We start from the raw sequence: 15,411 nt of genomic DNA on the forward strand, positions 1-15,411 counted from the left end.
CCGACGAGCGGCCGGTCTCCACAGGAGTCCGATCATCGAGCGGCTTCTGACGCTTACCGGGCGAAAGCGTGCGCGTCACGGCCGCTAACCTGCGTGTCCTGTGGATATCGTGGGGAGGTGCCGTCCCTGGTGCGGGGCGCCGGGGAGGGACATGCGCGCGGAGGGTGCGAGCGGCCGACAGGGAACGTTGGTCGGATCCGACCGCGATGTCGCCACGCTCGCCGGGCGCCTTCGCGGAGGGACCTCGCTCGTGGTCGCGGGTCCCCGCGGCAGCGGTCGGAGCTTCCTCCTGCGAGCCATCGCCGGGGAGCTGGGGCGCTCGAGCACGACCGTCATCGCGGTGAAGCCGTCCGCCGCCCTGTCGCGCGTCGAGTTCGGAGCATTGGCTGCCACGGGCAGCGAAGCTCTCGGCGCGCTCCGGGCCGAGCCGCACCGCGCTCGAGTGGACGCCGTCGTGGTGGTCGACGATGTCGACCTCCTGGATCCGGTGTCCCTGCGCCTTCTCGCGACGGCCGTCGCCGCGCGACGCGTGACGGCGGTGTTCGGACTGCGCACCTCGCGACCGCGAGCCGTGGAGCGGCCCGCGGAGTCCGACCACGTGCGCGCAGCCGTCCTGGATCTGTGGGCCGAAGGTCTGGCGCGCCGATGCGACCTGCTCGAGCTGAGCGGAGACGAGGCGCTCCAGCTCATCGACCTGTCCCCCGACGCCGCGATCCTGGACAGTGCGACCCGCGCCGGGCTCGTGTGGCGCGCCGACGGCTCCCGCAGCCTCCTGCAGCATCTCCTGGTGGAGGCCATCGCCGCGGCCCGCGCGGGCAGGGACCCGTTGACCGCCCTGCGGACGGTCGCCCGCGACTCTCGTCTCGCCGTCGCGGTCGCAAGACACGCCTCCGACTTCCCCCGCCCCGACCTCGAGTGCCTCGCCGGGGTCCGTCGCCTCCCGCGGCTCGAGCTCGCCGCGGCCACCCGCCTCTTCAACGCTGAGAGCGCGCACGCCCTGCTCGCGACCGGACTCCTGCACGCGGACGCCTCCGCCGAGCGGCGGCTCACGGCGAACGACCTCATCGCCCACGAGGCGCAACGCCGGATCGGTGTCGCCCACCTGGAGGCTCTCGTCGACGGGGCCGGAGCGCGGATGCTCGCCGAGGAGGACGAGTGGTGGAGTCGGCCCATCGCCGTCGCCGTCTCGCAGCGGTGGCACCGCCTCGGTCCGCAGCTGTCGGGTGAGACCGCCCATCCCCCCGCCCTCCGCGCACGTGTCGCCCTCGCCGCAGCCCAGGAGGCCAACGATCACGGCGACGCGGCGCACGCGGCCGCCCATGCCGCACGCGGGTTGCAGGCGGTCGACGATCCCGCCCTGCGCGTCGAGGTCGCGCTGGCCCACGAGGGTCCCCCGTCTGCGGCGACTGACACCTTCGACCGCCACGATGTCGACGCGCGCCGACGCGCCGCGCGGGTCGCGCTCCAGTGCAGCGATTCCGACGTCGCCGTCGCCGTCGTCGCCGCGGCGGACGCGCGGGTGGAGGAGCTCCTCGATCATGCGGCGCAAGCGGGCATGCGACTGGACTGGGCAAGCGCAGCGGATGCCGCCGGGCGGGCGGTGTCGGAGTCCGATGCCTCCTGCACGGTGCGTCTTCGCGCGGCCGTCGCGGCCGGGACCGCCGAGGCTTTCCGCGGTGCGTGGCGCGACGCCCGCCACCACTACCGGTCGGCTCTGCACCTGCTGGACGCCCGCCCGAGTCCGCGGGACATCCGCACGCGCGACCGACTGGCGGCGGTGATGACGATGCTCTCCGGGCACCTCGTCGCCGGAGCCGACGGATCAGAGCTGCATGAGCGGCTCCAGCGCGAGCTGCTCTCGACCGCACGGGAAGAGGACCCGGCCGAACTCACCATCGCCGGAGCCGCCGCCGCGATCGCCTTCGCAAGCGCCGGGCGGCCCGACGAGTCCCGGCGTGAGTTGACGTCCGCCCTCTCGCGCGAGCGGTCAGCGGTCGCGGACCCCGCCGCCGCGATGATCGAGATGGCCGTCGCGGAGGAACTTGCGCTGGCCGGGCGGCTCGACGAAGCCCGTGCTGTTCTGCTGCAGGTCGACGACCTGGACGCCCCGCTGCTGCGGCGGAGCCGACTCTACGTCGAGACGACGGTGCTCGTGGCAGAGGGACGGCTGAAGGATGCGCGCGCCTCCGCGCGGGCCACCGCCGACCTGTCCCGCTCCGGCACAGCCGCCGCCCTGCGGATCCGCGACCTGTTCCGGCTCGCCACGCTCGGAGAGGCGCAGGCCGATGAGATCGACGAGCTCGTCCAGCTCGCGGCCACCACCGATCTCCCAGTGGCCTCGGAGGCCGTGCGGCGCGCGACGGCACGATCGGGGAGGCAGGAGCACCTCCCCGTCGATGAGCTCCGACTCCACGCCCTCTGGTCCGTCTCGACGCCGCGACCGGACGACCCCGAAGTGACCCCCTCGACCGGCGCCACGACGGCTCCGGCCGGCGAGCAGCTCACCGCGCGCGAGCACGAGATCGCGCTTCTGGCGTACGACGGCCTGACCAACCGCGAGATCGCGACCCGGCTGTTCCTGTCGATCCGGACGGTGGAGTCCCACGTCTATCAGGCACGGTTGAAGGTCGGAGCGGCCTCACGCCGCGAACTCGCGATGATCGTGGCCGGCGGTGGCGATCGGATCGGCGCCGGCGGGGGCAACGGCCCGAGGTGATGAGGGACGGCGGCGCCGACGGTCGTGCGCCTCGGGTGCCGGACGGTGGCGCCCCCGGTGCAACCGGCGAGGCCGACCGCGCCGTCAGTCGTCGGGAGTGAACCGGACCCCGGATGCCGGAGCGGGTCGACCGAAGGAGCGCGCACGACCGATCCCGGCCTCGGACAGAGCGGTTCGTGCGGCGGTGAGGGCCACCGATGAGGGATACCCGCGACGTGCGAGCTGGCCGCCCAGCCGCCGCAGGGCGGCGTCGTAGTCTTTCCCGTCGATGCCGCGCATCTTCGATCGAGCGAACTCCAGCGCCCGCTCTGCGTCGTCATCGGGGAGATCGGCGAGAGCGGCCTCGGCGATATCACGCGGAATCCCCCGCTTGCGAAGCGTCTCGGCGACCGCCCGACGCCCCTCCCCGCGCTTCTCGATCGCCGACAGCACCAGTTGCTCGGCGAACGTCGCGTCGTCGAGATAGCCGAGATCGACGAACCGGTCGATGAGTTGGTCGACGACGACGTCGTCGGCCCCGTCGACGCCGCGGATGACGGTGCGCGCCTCCGACAGCGACAGCGAGCGCGACCGCAGCTTGCGCAGCAGCACCTCTTCAGCGCGCTCCAGGACCTCTTCCGCGCCGTTCTCGGGGGCGCCCCCGTCGATACCCGGGGACGACGGGTCGTCGGTGAGGATGGCCCGCAGCCGAGGTCGACGGCCGCTCGCAGCGTCCCGCCCCGAGCCCGCACCGGCCCACGCGTCGCCGTCGGACGCCTCCGATGATTCGGCCCGGGCCGGCGCACCGGAACGCGCCGCACCGGCCGAGCGCGAGGTTGCGGCGGCGGGCTCGTCATCAGGACGAACGCCGCCTCGACCAGCCGAGAACACGTCGGAGGCCTCGCTGCGGTGGCGAACTCCAGGCCCGCTCGCGGCGTTCCGTTGCCCGCCGAAGAGCGGAATGACCGGTGCGAGCCCCTCGCCGGCGCCCCCACCGGGCAGTCCTCGCAGCCGACCCCCTCCGTCAGCGGAGCCGTGTTGGGCATCGACGTCCCGGTCGCCGCCCGCCGGCCCGGCGGATCGGCGACCGGGGTCGTCGTGGTCGTCGCTCATCAGGCCGGACGGCGCGCGGCCAGCTCGTCTTCTCCGGACGCGGCCGCGGCCCCGCCGATACCGAGCTTCGTCTTGATCTTCGACTCGATCTCGGCCGCAATGTCGGGGTTCTTGATGAGGAAGTTGCGAGCGTTCTCTTTACCCTGGCCGAGCTGCTCGCCCTCATAGGTGTACCAGGCACCCGACTTCTTCACGATGGCGTGCTCGACACCGAAGTCGATGAGGCTGCCTTCGCGCGAGATGCCCACGCCGTAGAGGATGTCGAACTCGGCCTGCTTGAACGGCGGCGCCATCTTGTTCTTGACGACCTTGACGCGGGTGCGGTTACCCACGGCCTCGGTGCCGTCTTTCAGCGTCTCGATGCGGCGGATGTCGAGGCGGACCGACGCGTAGAACTTCAGCGCCTTTCCACCGGCGGTGGTCTCGGGCGAGCCGAAGAAGACGCCGATCTTCTCGCGCAGCTGGTTGATGAAGATCGCCGTCGTCTTGGTGGTGTTGAGGCCACCGGTGAGCTTGCGCAGCGCCTGAGACATGAGGCGGGCCTGGAGGCCGACGTGAGAGTCGCCCATCTCGCCCTTGATCTCGGCCTCGGGTACGAGCGCGGCCACGGAGTCGATGACGACGAGGTCGATCGCTCCGGAGCGGATCAGCATGTCGGCGATCTCGAGCGCCTGCTCGCCGGTGTCGGGCTGCGACACGAGGAGCGCGTCGATGTCGACACCCAACTTCTTGGCGTACTCGGGGTCGAGGGCGTGCTCGGCGTCGATGAACGCGGCGATACCGCCGGCGCGCTGCGCGTTGGCGATCGCATGAAGGGTCAGGGTCGTCTTACCCGACGACTCCGGACCGTAGATCTCGATGATGCGACCACGAGGAAGGCCGCCGATGCCGAGGGCCACGTCGAGGGCGACGGAGCCGGTGGGGATGGTCTCGATGGGTGCGCGGTCGTCGCTGCCCAGTCGCATGACCGAGCCCTTTCCGAACTGCCGATCGATCTGGGCAAGTGCCGACTCGAGGGCCTTTTCGCGCTCTGCGGGTGAGGGCATGACGTCTTCTTTCTGCTCGCGTTCCGGTCGCCTGTAGGCTGTCGCGCCCCCACCGACGGTGAGGTGACCCGACAAGGCGTTCAGGGTGTCGTTCGATGTTTCCCACCGTAGAGAGCACCTCCGACATTGGCGTCGGAGAACCGTCCATCTGGGGAGAGATCGAACACGAACCCTGTTGTGGAGGAGCCTACGCCGGTATCGAACGTAGATTCGATGACACGCCGTGGATCTCTGTTCGAATCCTGGGTCCGACGAGCGGGAGCACGTGACCGTCGGCGAGGCGGATCAGGAACGACGCGGCTCCAACCGACCGACACCGTAGCGACGGTTCTCGGGAACGTCGGTCTCCGCGCAGAGCGCGAGCCACACGTCGCGCGGATCGACGCCGGCGGCGAGTGCATCGATGCTCGTGCGCCCGCCGACGGCGGACAGGACGAGGTCGGACAGCAGGGACCCGCCGCGCGCGCCGAATTCGTCGGCGACGGCGCGGTCGAACTCGCTACGACGCATGCAGCGTCAGCGCAGCGACAGCTCGGGCTCGACCGCGGCGACGAGGTCGTCGGGGACGACGTCGGGGAAGGTCTGCAGGCCCTCGAGAACGGAGAGGCGGTCGCCGACCTGACGCATGATGGTCGAGATGGGCACGTCGAGCGCCTCGGCTACCGAGGCCAGGATCTCGCTCGAGGCTTCCTTCTGACCGCGCTCGACCTCACTGAGGTAGCCGAGGGCGACACTCGCCCGGCTCGCGACCTGGCGGAGGGTACGGCCCTTCTGCTGGCGGAGGTCACGCAGGACTTCGCCGATCTCTTGACGAACCAGGATCATTAGGGGGCCCTCCTCACTGCTGATTCCGTCGCCGCCCGGATGGGCGACTGTTGAACACCGTTGAAGGTCACCCTAATGCCGCGCGCTGTGCACAGGATGGGAATCGCAGGACGAAACCGCGATGTGACAAGATTTGTTCCCGCATTTCGTCTGCACGCGCCGTGATCCGCACGTCACAGCGCCGCCAAGGCCCGCCGGAGCGCCAAATGCGCCGTCTCGTGCCGGATCCGCTCGCGATCCCCGGCGATGACGAGGGAGTCGACGCGGGTGCCCAGCGGCGTCGAGACGGCGATGTGCACCGTGCCGACAGGCTGCCCGTCCTGCTCGTCGGGCCCAGCCACCCCCGTCGTGGCGATGCCGACGTCCGCGGCCGCGCCGTCGCGCCCCAGCACCTCGCGCACACCCCGCGCCATCTGCCGCGCGACGCGCGGATGCACGGCGCCGTGGGCCTCGAGGAGCGCCTCATCCACCCCGAGCACCCCGTGCTTCAGATCGGTTGCGTAGGCCACGACTCCCCCGCGCACCGCGCGTGAGGCGCCGGGGATGTCGACCAGCGACGAGACGACGAGTCCCCCCGTGAGGGACTCGGCCACGGCGACGGTCCAGCCCAGCTCGACGAGTCGATCCAGGAGCAGGGACGCGCTCTCGCGCGGCGTGCGGACGACCGTCTCGTCGAGGTCGTCGGGGATGCCGTCGATCATCGGCGCCCCTTCTTGCCGCGCGCCGCGCGCACCTCGGTCACGACGTAGTCGATGCCCGAGGCGATGGTGAGGATCACGGCGATGGTCATGGTGACGACCCCGGCCCACCAGACGGTGCTCTGCCACGCGGACGCGTCGGACAGACCCGAGAGGGGGGCGAGCGCGATCGAGAGCGCTACGGCCTGGAAGACCGTCTTGAGTTTGCCCATCCACGCGGCGGCCAGCACGTGGTCGCTGACGACGACGAAGCGGTACACCGTGATCCCGACCTCGCGCACGAGGACGACGATCGTCACCCACCACGGAAGTTCGCCCAGGATCGACAAGCCGATGAAGGCGATGCCGGTGAGCACCTTGTCGGCGATCGGATCGAGGAGCTTTCCGAGGTCGCTGACGATGTCGTACCGGCGCGCGATGTATCCGTCGACGCCGTCCGTGGCGATCGCGACGATGAAGACGATCGCGGCGGCCCAGCGGAGACCGCCCCCGGCGCCCGCGTCGGCCAGAAGAAGCCACAGGAAGACGGGCGCGCACAGGATGCGCGCGATCGTGATGGCGTTGGGGAGCTGCGGGTGGACGGCCATCAGTCTCGCCCCGTGAGCTGCCAGGCGTCTTCCGAGCCTTCGTCGTCGTCGGCGTTCACCACGGGCAGGCCCTCGAACTGCGCCTCGATCGGATCCGCCCCGTAGCGGTCGTCGGCGTCGGCCGCCGGGGCAGACGGGGTGTCATCGCCGCGCAGTCGGGCGAGCACGGCGGGCAGCTGCTCGTTGGTCACCAGCACATCGCGTGCCTTGGAGCCCTCGGACGGCCCGACGATCTCGCGGGACTCCAGCAGGTCCATGAGACGACCCGCCTTGGCGAAGCCCACCCGGAGCTTGCGCTGGAGCATCGACGTCGAGCCGAACTGGGTCGACACGACGAGCTCGGCTGCGGCGAGGAGCAGCTCGAGGTCGTCACCGATGTCGGCGTCGATCTCCTTCTTCTCGGCCGCGGCCTGCACGTCGGAGCGGTATTCGGGTCGCGCCTGCTGCGTGACGTGCGCGACGACCTTCTCGATCTCCTGCTCGCTCACCCACGCCCCCTGCACGCGGAGCGCCTTCGACGCTCCCATCGGCAGGAAGAGACCGTCGCCCTGCCCGATCAGGCGGTCGGCGCCGGGCTGATCGAGGATGACGCGCGAATCGGTGACGCTGGTCACGGCGAAGGCCAGGCGCGAGGGCACGTTCGCCTTGATGAGACCCGTGACGACGTCGACCGACGGTCGCTGGGTCGCCAGGACGAGGTGGATGCCGCTGGCGCGCGCGAGCTGCGTGATGCGGACGATCGAATCCTCGACGTCGCGCGGCGCGACCATCATGAGGTCGGCGAGCTCGTCGACGACCACGAGCAGGTAGGGGTAGGGCTTGAGGACCCGCTCGCTGCCGGCCGGCAGCTGGATCTCGCCGGCGACCACGGCCTTGTTGAAGTCGTCGATGTGACGGAACCCGAACGACGCCAGGTCGTCGTAGCGCATGTCCATCTCTTTCACGACCCACTGCAGCGCCTCCGCGGCCTTCTTGGGGTTCGTGATGATGGGGGTGATGAGGTGCGGCACGCCCGCGTAGGACGTGAGTTCCACGCGCTTCGGGTCGATCAGGACCATGCGCACGTCGGACGGCTTCGCGCGCATGAGCAGGCTCGTGATCATCGAGTTGACGAAGCTCGACTTACCCGAACCCGTAGAGCCGGCGACGAGCAGGTGGGGCATCTTCGCGAGGTTCGCGACGACGAATCCGCCGCCGACGTCTTTGCCGACGCCGATGGTCATGGGGTGCGTGGACGAAGTCGCGGCATCCGAACGGAGGATGTCGCCCAGGGTCACGATCTCGCGGTCGGCGTTGGGGATCTCGACACCGATCGCGCTCTTGCCCGGGATGGGCGCGAGGATGCGGACCTCGTTCGAGGCGACGGCGTAGGCGATGTTGTTGGTGAGTGCGGTGATGCGCTCGACCTTCACACCGGGACCGACCTCGATCTCGTACTGCGTCACCGTCGGACCGCGCGAGAAGCCGGTCACGCGCGCGTCGACCTTGAACTGCTCCATGACGCTCTCGATGGCCTTGACCACGGCGTCGTTGGCCGCGGAGCGGGCCTTGGGCGGCGTACCGGCGGCGAGGGCAGTGACCGCGGGCAGACGGTAGTTCGCCGCGGGCGGCGCGCCGGCGTGGTCTCCGCCGAGTCCCGAGATGCCGGGCAGATCGTCGTCGACGGCGGCCTCGAGGGGCGAGTCGTCATGCAGGCCGCGGCCCGCGGCGGCTCCCGCGAGAGCCGTGGCGTCGAACACCTCGGTCAGGGCGTCGGGGGTCGGCGGGAGCGGCGGCGGCGTCGGACGTGTCATCGGCTCGGGCTCGACCATCGCCGACTCGAAGCCGCCCTGCGTCGTTCCGGGCGACAGCAGCTCGGTCAGGTCGTTCGACCCGAGGGACCCGTCGGTCTCTTCTTCGCGCCCCGTCTTGTTCCGTCGCCACCACGGCAACGACTTCTCCGCCGGCTCGTCGTCGGCGTCGTGGGCCGGGAGCACCTGCGTCGCCGCCGTCTCATCGCGCTCGGCACGCTCGGCGCCGAACATCCAGGCGTACAGGTCGCCCAGACGGCGGCCGATGCGGTTCGGCGGCGTCTTGGTGAGGATGAGGACGCTCAGCACCGCCAAGAGCGAGAGCGCGATGTAGGCGCCGACATTCGTCAGGACGAGAGCGAGGGGCTCGCCGACGATCCAGCCGGCGATGCCGCCGGCGGGACTGAGCACGGGCGGACCACCGTCGCTCGGCGCCGGCCGCCCTCCCGCGACATGGCAGAAGCCGGCCAGGACGATGACGAACAATCCGAACCCGATGCCCACTCGACCGTTGTCGTGAACCGACGCGGGGTGACGGAACAACCAGCCCGCGAGCAGAAGGAGCAGCACGGGAAGCACGAAGGCCACGCGTCCGAAGAGCATGCCGAAGCTGTACGCACTGATCAGCGCAGCGGCATCCGTCCCGATGAAGAACCACTCGACCACCGCGCCGAGAGCGGCGAGCACCACGAGGAAGAACGGGAAGCCGTCGCGGCGCTGATCGCGCTCGAGGTTCTCGGGGCCGAAGGCGCGGAACATGCCGCCCACGCCGTGGGCGACGGCCATCCACGCCCGGACGGCGACAGCGGGCCTCTCGGGCTCGTCGACATAGCGCTTGGGCGCCGGGGCGGCACGCTTGGACGCGGGTGCCGCGGCCTTCGCGCGCGACGACCCCTTGGCGGGAGCGCGACCGCCGGACGGTGACGAGGTACGAGGCATTCCTCCACGGTAGGCCGGACCTCGGACATTCGGGGGTACCGACGCGGAGTTCAGCCCAGGCGCTTGACCATGACGTCGCGCCCGATGCCCTTGCGCACGACGGCGAAACCCTCCGAGCGGTAGAGCGACACCGCGTAGTTGTCGCGCTCGACGCTCAGGCTGATGCGTGCGTACCCCTGTGCCCGGGCGTGATCGACGAGTCGCTGCAGGAGGGCGCGACCGGTGCCGTGCGCGCGCCAGACCGGTCGGACGCCGATCACGAGCTCGGGCACCCCCGTACCCACCCACCCGAAGCCGGGCTCGTCGCGCGGCAGCATGCGGTACCACGCCGCCCCGACCGGCTCGCCGGTCGGGGATTCGGCGACGAATCCCGCGTCACCCGGGCGCATCCACCCGGCGATGTAGCGGCGGTGCTCCGGACTGCTCAGGATCTCGTGCCGCGGGCGCGAGACGCCGGCACGCCAGGTGGCGGCCTCGACCGTCATGTCGGCGAGGAAGGCGCCGTCGGAGGCCAGCGCCGCACGGATCGGGAGACCGGGCATGCCCGCATGATAGCGACAGCCGCGGACACCGGGAAACGACGGAGCACCGAGGCGTTCTGCACGACGAGGCGCCCCGGGCAGCCTGGAACGACGGCGCACCCCTGCATCCGGCACGACCACGCACCGGAAACGACGAAGCGCCGGGGCGAACCCGCGACGCTCCGATCCGATCAGGCCTCGATGACCATCGGCACGATCATCGGCCGGCGGCGGAGCGACTGGTTGACCCAGCGTCCGATCGTGCGCCGGACCACCTGAGAGAGGGCGTGGTTGTCGCGGACTCCGGACTTCGCCGCCTCGGCGAGAGCCGCCGCGATCTTGGGCTTGACGCTGTCGAACACCTTGTCGTCCTCCGCGACGCCGCGGGCGTGGATCTCGGGGCCGGAAACGATCTTCCCGGTGGCGGAGTCGACGACGACGATGACCGAGATGAAGCCCTCCTCGCCGAGGATGCGGCGATCCTTGAGGTCGGCATCCGTGATCTCGCCCACCGACGAGCCGTCGACGTAGACGAAACCGATGTCGACCTGGCCCACGACCTCGGCGACGCCGTCGCGCAGGTCGACGACGGTGCCGTTCTCGCCGAGGATCGTGTTCTGCTCGGGGATGCCGGTCTCGCGCGCCAGCTTGGCGTTGGCCATCAGGTGCCGGTACTCGCCGTGCACGGGGAGCACGTTCTTGGGCTTGAGGATGTTGTAGCAGTACAGCAGCTCGCCGGCCGCGGCGTGACCCGAGACGTGCACCTTGGCGTTGCCCTTGTGCACGACCGTCGCGCCGAGCTTGGTGAGCCCGTCGATCACGCGGTAGATCGCGTTCTCGTTGCCGGGGATCTGGCTGGACGCCAGGATGATCGTGTCGCCCTCGCCCGGCTCGATGGCGTGGTCGAGGTTGGCCATCCGGCTCAGGACGGCCATCGGCTCACCCTGCGAACCCGTCGACATGTAGACGATCCGGTCGTCGGGCAGGTCGCGGGCCTTCTTGTAGTCGATCAGCACGCCGTCGGGCACGTTCAGATAGCCGAGGTCGGCGGCGATCCCCATGTTGCGCACCATGCTTCGACCCAGGAGCGCCACGCGTCGACCGTTGGCGTGCGCGGCGTCGAGCACCTGCTGCACGCGGTGCACGTGGCTCGAGAAGCTCGCCACGACGACGCGGCGCGGGGCCTTGGCGATGACCTGGTCGAGCACGGGCCCGATCCCCCGCTCGGTGGGCGTGAAGCCCGGCACATCGGCGTTCGTGGAGTCGACGAGGAATAGGTCCACGCCCTCTTCACCGAGGCGGGCGAAGGCGCGCAGGTCGGTGATGCGGCCGTCGAGCGGCAGCTGGTCCATCTTGAAGTCACCGGTGGCGAGCACTAGACCCGCGGGGGTGCGGATCGCGACGGCCAGGGCGTCGGGGATGGAGTGGTTGACGGCGACGAATTCGAGGTCGAAGGGGCCGACCTGCTCGCGCTGGCCCTCCTCCACGGTGAGCGTGTAGGGACGGATGCGGTGCTCCTTGAGCTTCGCCTCGATGAGGGCGAGAGTCAGACCGGAGCCGATGAGGGGGATGTCACCCTTCAGCTTGAGCAGGTAGGGCACGGCGCCGATGTGGTCTTCGTGGCCGTGCGTGAGCACGACGCCGACGATGTCGTCGAGTCGGTGTCGGATGGGTTCGAAGTCGGGCAGGATGAGGTCGACGCCGGGCTGGTGCTCCTCGGGGAACAGCACCCCGCAGTCGACGACCAGCAGCTTGCCGTCGTACTCGAACACGGTCATGTTGCGACCGACTTCGCCGAGACCGCCGAGCGGAATGACGCGGAGGGTGCCGGCGGCGAGCGCGGGCGGATCGAACGGGGTCGTGGGCATGTGAGCCTCCTCGGATGCCGCCTCGCGGCATCCCTTCGTGTGGCGTCCCTGGCCGCGGTTCGGCGGACGCCGATGCTTATCTCGTGGTGCCGTGCACCTTCGGCAGGGCACCGCCGGCGGCCGCGTTGCGGTCGGGGCGGAAGTTGGAGAAGTCGGCGCCGGCCACGTTCTTCACGAGGGCCAGTTCGTCTTCGATGACGGCGGCTTCCCATTCCTCCGGCCCCACGAGGGGCAGGCGGACGCGGGGGCTGCCGATCCGGCCGAGGCCGTGCAGGATGTACTTCGCCGCCACCGTGCCGGGCACATGGGTCATCACGGCGCGTACGAGCGGCTCGAGGCTCTGGTGCGCGGCGGTGGCGGATGCCAGGTCGCCGGCGTTCACGGCATCCACGATCGTGCGATAGGGAGCCGCGGCGATGTTCGCCGTCACGCCGATGAGTCCCGCGGCGCCGATCGAGAGGTGCGGGAGCACGTTGGCGTCGTCGCCGGAGAAGTACATCAGGTCGGTCTGGTTGAGCACGCGGCTGACCTCGCTGAAGTCGCCCTTGGCGTCTTTGATCGCGAGGATGTTGGGGTGCTTGGCCAGACGCAGGATCGTCTCGTACTTGATGGGCACGCCCGTGCGACCGGGGATGTCGTAGAGGATGACCGGCAGGTCGGTCGCGTCGGCGACGAGGCGGAAGTGCGTCAGGATGCCGGCCTGGGTGGGCTTGTTGTAGTAGGGCGTGACGATCATGATGCCGTCGGCGCCGGCCTTCTCGCTCGCCTTGTAGAGCTCGATCGCGTGCGCGGTCTCGTTCGAACCGCCGCCCGTGATGATCTTCGCGCGACCGGCCGAGACGCTCTTGCCGACCTCGACGAGACGCAGCTTCTCGGGGTCGGTGAGGGTCGAGGTCTCACCGGTGGTGCCGGTGACGACGATGCCGTCGGCTCCGGCGGTGATGACGTCGTCGATGTGCTTCTCGGTCGCGGGCCAATCGACTTCGCCGTCGGCGGTCATCGGGGTGATGAGCGCGACGAGCACCTGACCGAAGGGATTGCCGGAGTGCGTCATGCGTCCAGGTTATCGGTTCGACGGGGACGCGCCCCCGCCTCCCGGGAGCGCGCGGCGCCGGTCAGCGTCCGCGCGACGCGGCGCGCACGACGAGGCCGTCGGGAAGCAGCCGGGAGAGGGCGACGAGGACCTTGTACCGCCACGACGGCACCGAGACGCTGCGCCCGCGCGCCGCGTCGCGCAGCCCCTCTCGCACCACGGTCGTCGCGTCGAGCCACATGCCCGGCGGGACGCCCTCCTGACCCGGCGGCAGGCCGAGTCGTTCGTGGAAGTCGGTGTGGACGAACCCCGGGCAGACGGCCGTGACCGAGACGCCGCGCGGACGGTAGACGACGTTCGCCCACCGGCTGAACGAGATGAGCCAGCCCTTCGCGGCGCCGTAGGTGCCGCGCGGAACGAAACCGGCCACCGAGGCGACGTTGACGATGCGCCCGCTCCCCCGCTCGAGCATCGCCGGCAGCGCGGCGCGGCTGAGGCGCATGGCTGCCTCGACGTGCAGACGCAGGTGCCGGACCTCCGCCTCGATGGGGTTCTGCTCGAACGCCAGGTCGAGCCCGAAACCCGCGTTGTTGACGAGGAGGTCGACGCCCGCGGCCCGCGCCTCGACGGCGGCCAGTCCCTCGGCGGAGAGCAGGTCGGCGGAGAGGATCTCGGCTTTCACGCCGTACCGCTCGCCCACCTCGGCGGCGACGACCGCGAGCCTGTCGCGGTCGCGCGCGACGAGCACGAGGTCGGCACCGCGCGCGGCGAGCTGCCGGGCGAACTCCGCCCCGAGCCCGGAGCTCGCGCCGGTGACCATCGCCGTGCGCCTCATGTCACCGCCCGCGCCGGTAGGTCTCGAAGCGGTACCGGATGCCGCTTCGCGAGGTGTGCCATCCGGCTTCGGGGTCGGCCGCCACCCGTCGCCATCCGTCCGTGGAAGGGGCGAGGGTATCGCCCTCGACGTCGAGGTCGAGACGGGTCACCTCGAGCACATCGGCCGCGCGCACGGCATCGGCGTAGAGCATCCCCCCGCCGATCACCCAGACCTCCGAACCCGTGGCGAGCGCGAGCGCGGCCTCGAGCGAAGCGGCCCGTTCGGCGCCCTCGTCGGCCCAGTCGCCGTCGCGGGTGACCACGATGTTGCGGCGGCCGGGAAGCGGCCGGAACCGCGGCGGGAGCGACTCCCACGTCCGGCGCCCCATGACGACGTCGTGCGTCGCGGTGACCTTGCGGAAGTGGGCCATGTCTTCGGGGACGTTCCACGGCATCCCGCCGTCGGCGCCGATGACGCCGCCGTGCGCCTCGGCCCAGACGAGCCCGATGGAGGTCATACGGCGACGGCTCCGCGGATCGCCGGGTGGTGCTGATAGCCCTCGACGACGATGTCGTCGAAGGCGTAGTCGAAGATCGACTCGGGCTTGCGGGCGAAACGCAGCGTCGGGGACGCGTAAGGCTCGCGGCTGAGCTGCTCGCGGACCTGGTCGCGATGGTTGTCGTAGACGTGGCAGTCGCCGCCCGTCCACACGAACTCGCCGGGCTCGAGGCCCGTCTGCTGGGCGACCATCAGCGTGAGCAGCGCATACGAGGCGATGTTGAAGGGAACGCCGAGGAACATGTCGGCGCTGCGCTGATAGAGCTGGCACGACAGCTTGCCGTCGGCGACGTAGAACTGGAAAAGGGCGTGGCACGGTGCGAGCGCCATGTCGGGGATGTCGGCCGGGTTCCACGCCGACACGATGAGGCGCCGCGAGTCGGGATCGCGACGGATCTGCTCGACGACCTGGGCGATCTGATCGATCGTGCCGCCGTCGGCGGTCGGCCACGAGCGCCACTGCACGCCGTAGACGGGACCGAGCTCTCCCTCGGCATCGGCCCACTCGTCCCAGATCGTGACGCCGTTCTCTTTCAACCACGCCACGTTCGACTCGCCGCGCAGGAACCACAGCAGTTCGTACACGATCGACTTGAGGTGCACGCGCTTGGTGGTGATGAGGGGGAACCCCTCGGCGAGGTCGAAGCGGATCTGTCGTCCGAAGACGCTCGTGGTGCCGGTACCGGTGCGGTCGGACTTGTGCACGCCGGTCTCGAGCACGTCGCGCAGTAGGTCTTCGTAGGGCGTGGGGATGTCGGCGGTCACGCATGTCACAGTACCCGCGGCGCGGCCTGGGGGGCGGTCGCGCGCGCGTCCAGGGGTCCGGCGTCGCCTGGGGAGGAGCGACGGATACAGGATGCCGCCGCGACGCGCCTCGGAGAACGCCGGGGATCCCCCGTCACTCAACGACTCATCGGCCCG

The 15,411-nt window shown here is 70.6% G+C and carries 14 protein-coding genes; 1 reads left to right on the forward strand and 13 read right to left on the reverse strand.

The window, feature by feature from the left end:
* Nucleotides 1–187 precede the first annotated feature (187 nt).
* The gene (locus Q9R20_RS00960) at nt 188–2,716 is read left to right on the forward strand and encodes a LuxR C-terminal-related transcriptional regulator (protein ID WP_311247588.1); all 2,529 of its coding nucleotides are present in this window, start codon (nt 188–190) and stop codon (nt 2,714–2,716) included.
* Nucleotides 2,717–2,800: 84 nt separating this feature from the next.
* Here the strand turns inward: Q9R20_RS00960 and Q9R20_RS00965 are convergent, their stop codons facing one another.
* The 13 genes from Q9R20_RS00965 to Q9R20_RS01025 all read right to left on the reverse strand — a co-directional run bounded on the left by Q9R20_RS00965 (nt 2,801) and on the right by Q9R20_RS01025 (nt 15,255).
* On the reverse strand, nt 2,801–3,586 hold the full coding sequence (locus Q9R20_RS00965; RefSeq protein WP_311247589.1) for a regulatory protein RecX: 786 nt from the start codon (nt 3,584–3,586) through the stop codon (nt 2,801–2,803).
* A 221-nt stretch (nt 3,587–3,807) separates the two neighbouring features.
* Complete coding sequence (recA, locus tag Q9R20_RS00970; RefSeq protein ID WP_311247590.1) at nt 3,808–4,854, reverse strand: recombinase RecA; 1,047 nt, start codon at nt 4,852–4,854, stop codon at nt 3,808–3,810.
* 285 nt (nt 4,855–5,139) lie between these two features.
* Nucleotides 5,140–5,364 carry a DUF3046 domain-containing protein gene (locus Q9R20_RS00975; protein ID WP_311247591.1) on the reverse strand — a complete coding sequence of 75 codons (225 nt, stop codon included), beginning with the start codon at nt 5,362–5,364 and terminating at the stop codon, nt 5,140–5,142.
* A gap of 6 nt (nt 5,365–5,370) precedes the next feature.
* On the reverse strand, nt 5,371–5,679 hold the full coding sequence (locus tag Q9R20_RS00980) for a helix-turn-helix domain-containing protein (protein WP_076674741.1): 309 nt from the start codon (nt 5,677–5,679) through the stop codon (nt 5,371–5,373).
* 173 nt (nt 5,680–5,852) lie between these two features.
* Nucleotides 5,853–6,380, reverse strand: coding sequence for a CinA family protein (locus tag Q9R20_RS00985; protein WP_311247592.1), 528 nt, complete (start codon nt 6,378–6,380; stop codon nt 5,853–5,855).
* Complete coding sequence (gene pgsA / locus Q9R20_RS00990) at nt 6,377–6,964, reverse strand: CDP-diacylglycerol--glycerol-3-phosphate 3-phosphatidyltransferase (RefSeq protein ID WP_311247593.1); 588 nt, start codon at nt 6,962–6,964, stop codon at nt 6,377–6,379. The genes Q9R20_RS00985 and pgsA overlap by 4 nt, the downstream gene beginning before the upstream one ends.
* The gene (locus Q9R20_RS00995) at nt 6,964–9,693 is read right to left on the reverse strand and encodes a DNA translocase FtsK (protein WP_311247594.1); all 2,730 of its coding nucleotides are present in this window, start codon (nt 9,691–9,693) and stop codon (nt 6,964–6,966) included. The genes pgsA and Q9R20_RS00995 overlap by 1 nt, the downstream gene beginning before the upstream one ends.
* 50 nt (nt 9,694–9,743) lie before the next feature.
* A complete protein-coding gene (locus Q9R20_RS01000; RefSeq protein WP_311247595.1) occupies nt 9,744–10,235 on the reverse strand; it encodes a GNAT family N-acetyltransferase in 492 nt (163 codons plus the stop codon).
* 170 nt (nt 10,236–10,405) lie between these two features.
* Complete coding sequence (locus Q9R20_RS01005; RefSeq protein ID WP_311247596.1) at nt 10,406–12,082, reverse strand: ribonuclease J; 1,677 nt, start codon at nt 12,080–12,082, stop codon at nt 10,406–10,408.
* Nucleotides 12,083–12,158: 76 nt separating this feature from the next.
* Complete coding sequence (dapA, locus tag Q9R20_RS01010; RefSeq protein ID WP_295839573.1) at nt 12,159–13,136, reverse strand: 4-hydroxy-tetrahydrodipicolinate synthase; 978 nt, start codon at nt 13,134–13,136, stop codon at nt 12,159–12,161.
* Between the two features lie 61 nt (nt 13,137–13,197).
* On the reverse strand, nt 13,198–13,950 hold the full coding sequence (locus Q9R20_RS01015) for an SDR family NAD(P)-dependent oxidoreductase (RefSeq protein ID WP_311247597.1): 753 nt from the start codon (nt 13,948–13,950) through the stop codon (nt 13,198–13,200).
* 1 nt (nt 13,951) lies between these two features.
* Nucleotides 13,952–14,449, reverse strand: coding sequence for a dihydrofolate reductase (locus Q9R20_RS01020; RefSeq protein ID WP_311247598.1), 498 nt, complete (start codon nt 14,447–14,449; stop codon nt 13,952–13,954).
* Nucleotides 14,446–15,255, reverse strand: coding sequence for a thymidylate synthase (locus Q9R20_RS01025; RefSeq protein ID WP_311247599.1), 810 nt, complete (start codon nt 15,253–15,255; stop codon nt 14,446–14,448). Before Q9R20_RS01025 ends, Q9R20_RS01020 begins: the two co-directional genes overlap by 4 nt.
* Nucleotides 15,256–15,411 lie beyond the last annotated feature (156 nt).

Source organism: Microbacterium sp. PRF11 (genome assembly GCF_031844085.1).
GTDB lineage: Bacteria > Actinomycetota > Actinomycetes > Actinomycetales > Microbacteriaceae > Microbacterium.

Excerpts from the sequence above, each read along its gene's own strand:
- recA (WP_311247590.1), bottom strand. The coding sequence starts at position 4,854 with ATGCCCTCACCCGCAGAGCGCGAAAAGGCCCTCGAGTCGGCACTTGCC.
- Q9R20_RS00975 (WP_311247591.1), bottom strand. The coding sequence starts at position 5,364 with ATGCGTCGTAGCGAGTTCGACCGCGCCGTCGCCGACGAATTCGGCGCG.
- Q9R20_RS00980 (WP_076674741.1), bottom strand. The coding sequence starts at position 5,679 with ATGATCCTGGTTCGTCAAGAGATCGGCGAAGTCCTGCGTGACCTCCGC.
- Q9R20_RS00985 (WP_311247592.1), bottom strand. The coding sequence starts at position 6,380 with ATGATCGACGGCATCCCCGACGACCTCGACGAGACGGTCGTCCGCACG.
- pgsA (WP_311247593.1), bottom strand. The coding sequence starts at position 6,964 with ATGGCCGTCCACCCGCAGCTCCCCAACGCCATCACGATCGCGCGCATC.
- Q9R20_RS00995 (WP_311247594.1), bottom strand. The coding sequence starts at position 9,693 with ATGCCTCGTACCTCGTCACCGTCCGGCGGTCGCGCTCCCGCCAAGGGG.
- Q9R20_RS01000 (WP_311247595.1), bottom strand. The coding sequence starts at position 10,235 with ATGCCCGGTCTCCCGATCCGTGCGGCGCTGGCCTCCGACGGCGCCTTC.
- Q9R20_RS01005 (WP_311247596.1), bottom strand. The coding sequence starts at position 12,082 with ATGCCCACGACCCCGTTCGATCCGCCCGCGCTCGCCGCCGGCACCCTC.
- dapA (WP_295839573.1), bottom strand. The coding sequence starts at position 13,136 with ATGACGCACTCCGGCAATCCCTTCGGTCAGGTGCTCGTCGCGCTCATC.
- Q9R20_RS01015 (WP_311247597.1), bottom strand. The coding sequence starts at position 13,950 with ATGAGGCGCACGGCGATGGTCACCGGCGCGAGCTCCGGGCTCGGGGCG.
- Q9R20_RS01020 (WP_311247598.1), bottom strand. The coding sequence starts at position 14,449 with ATGACCTCCATCGGGCTCGTCTGGGCCGAGGCGCACGGCGGCGTCATC.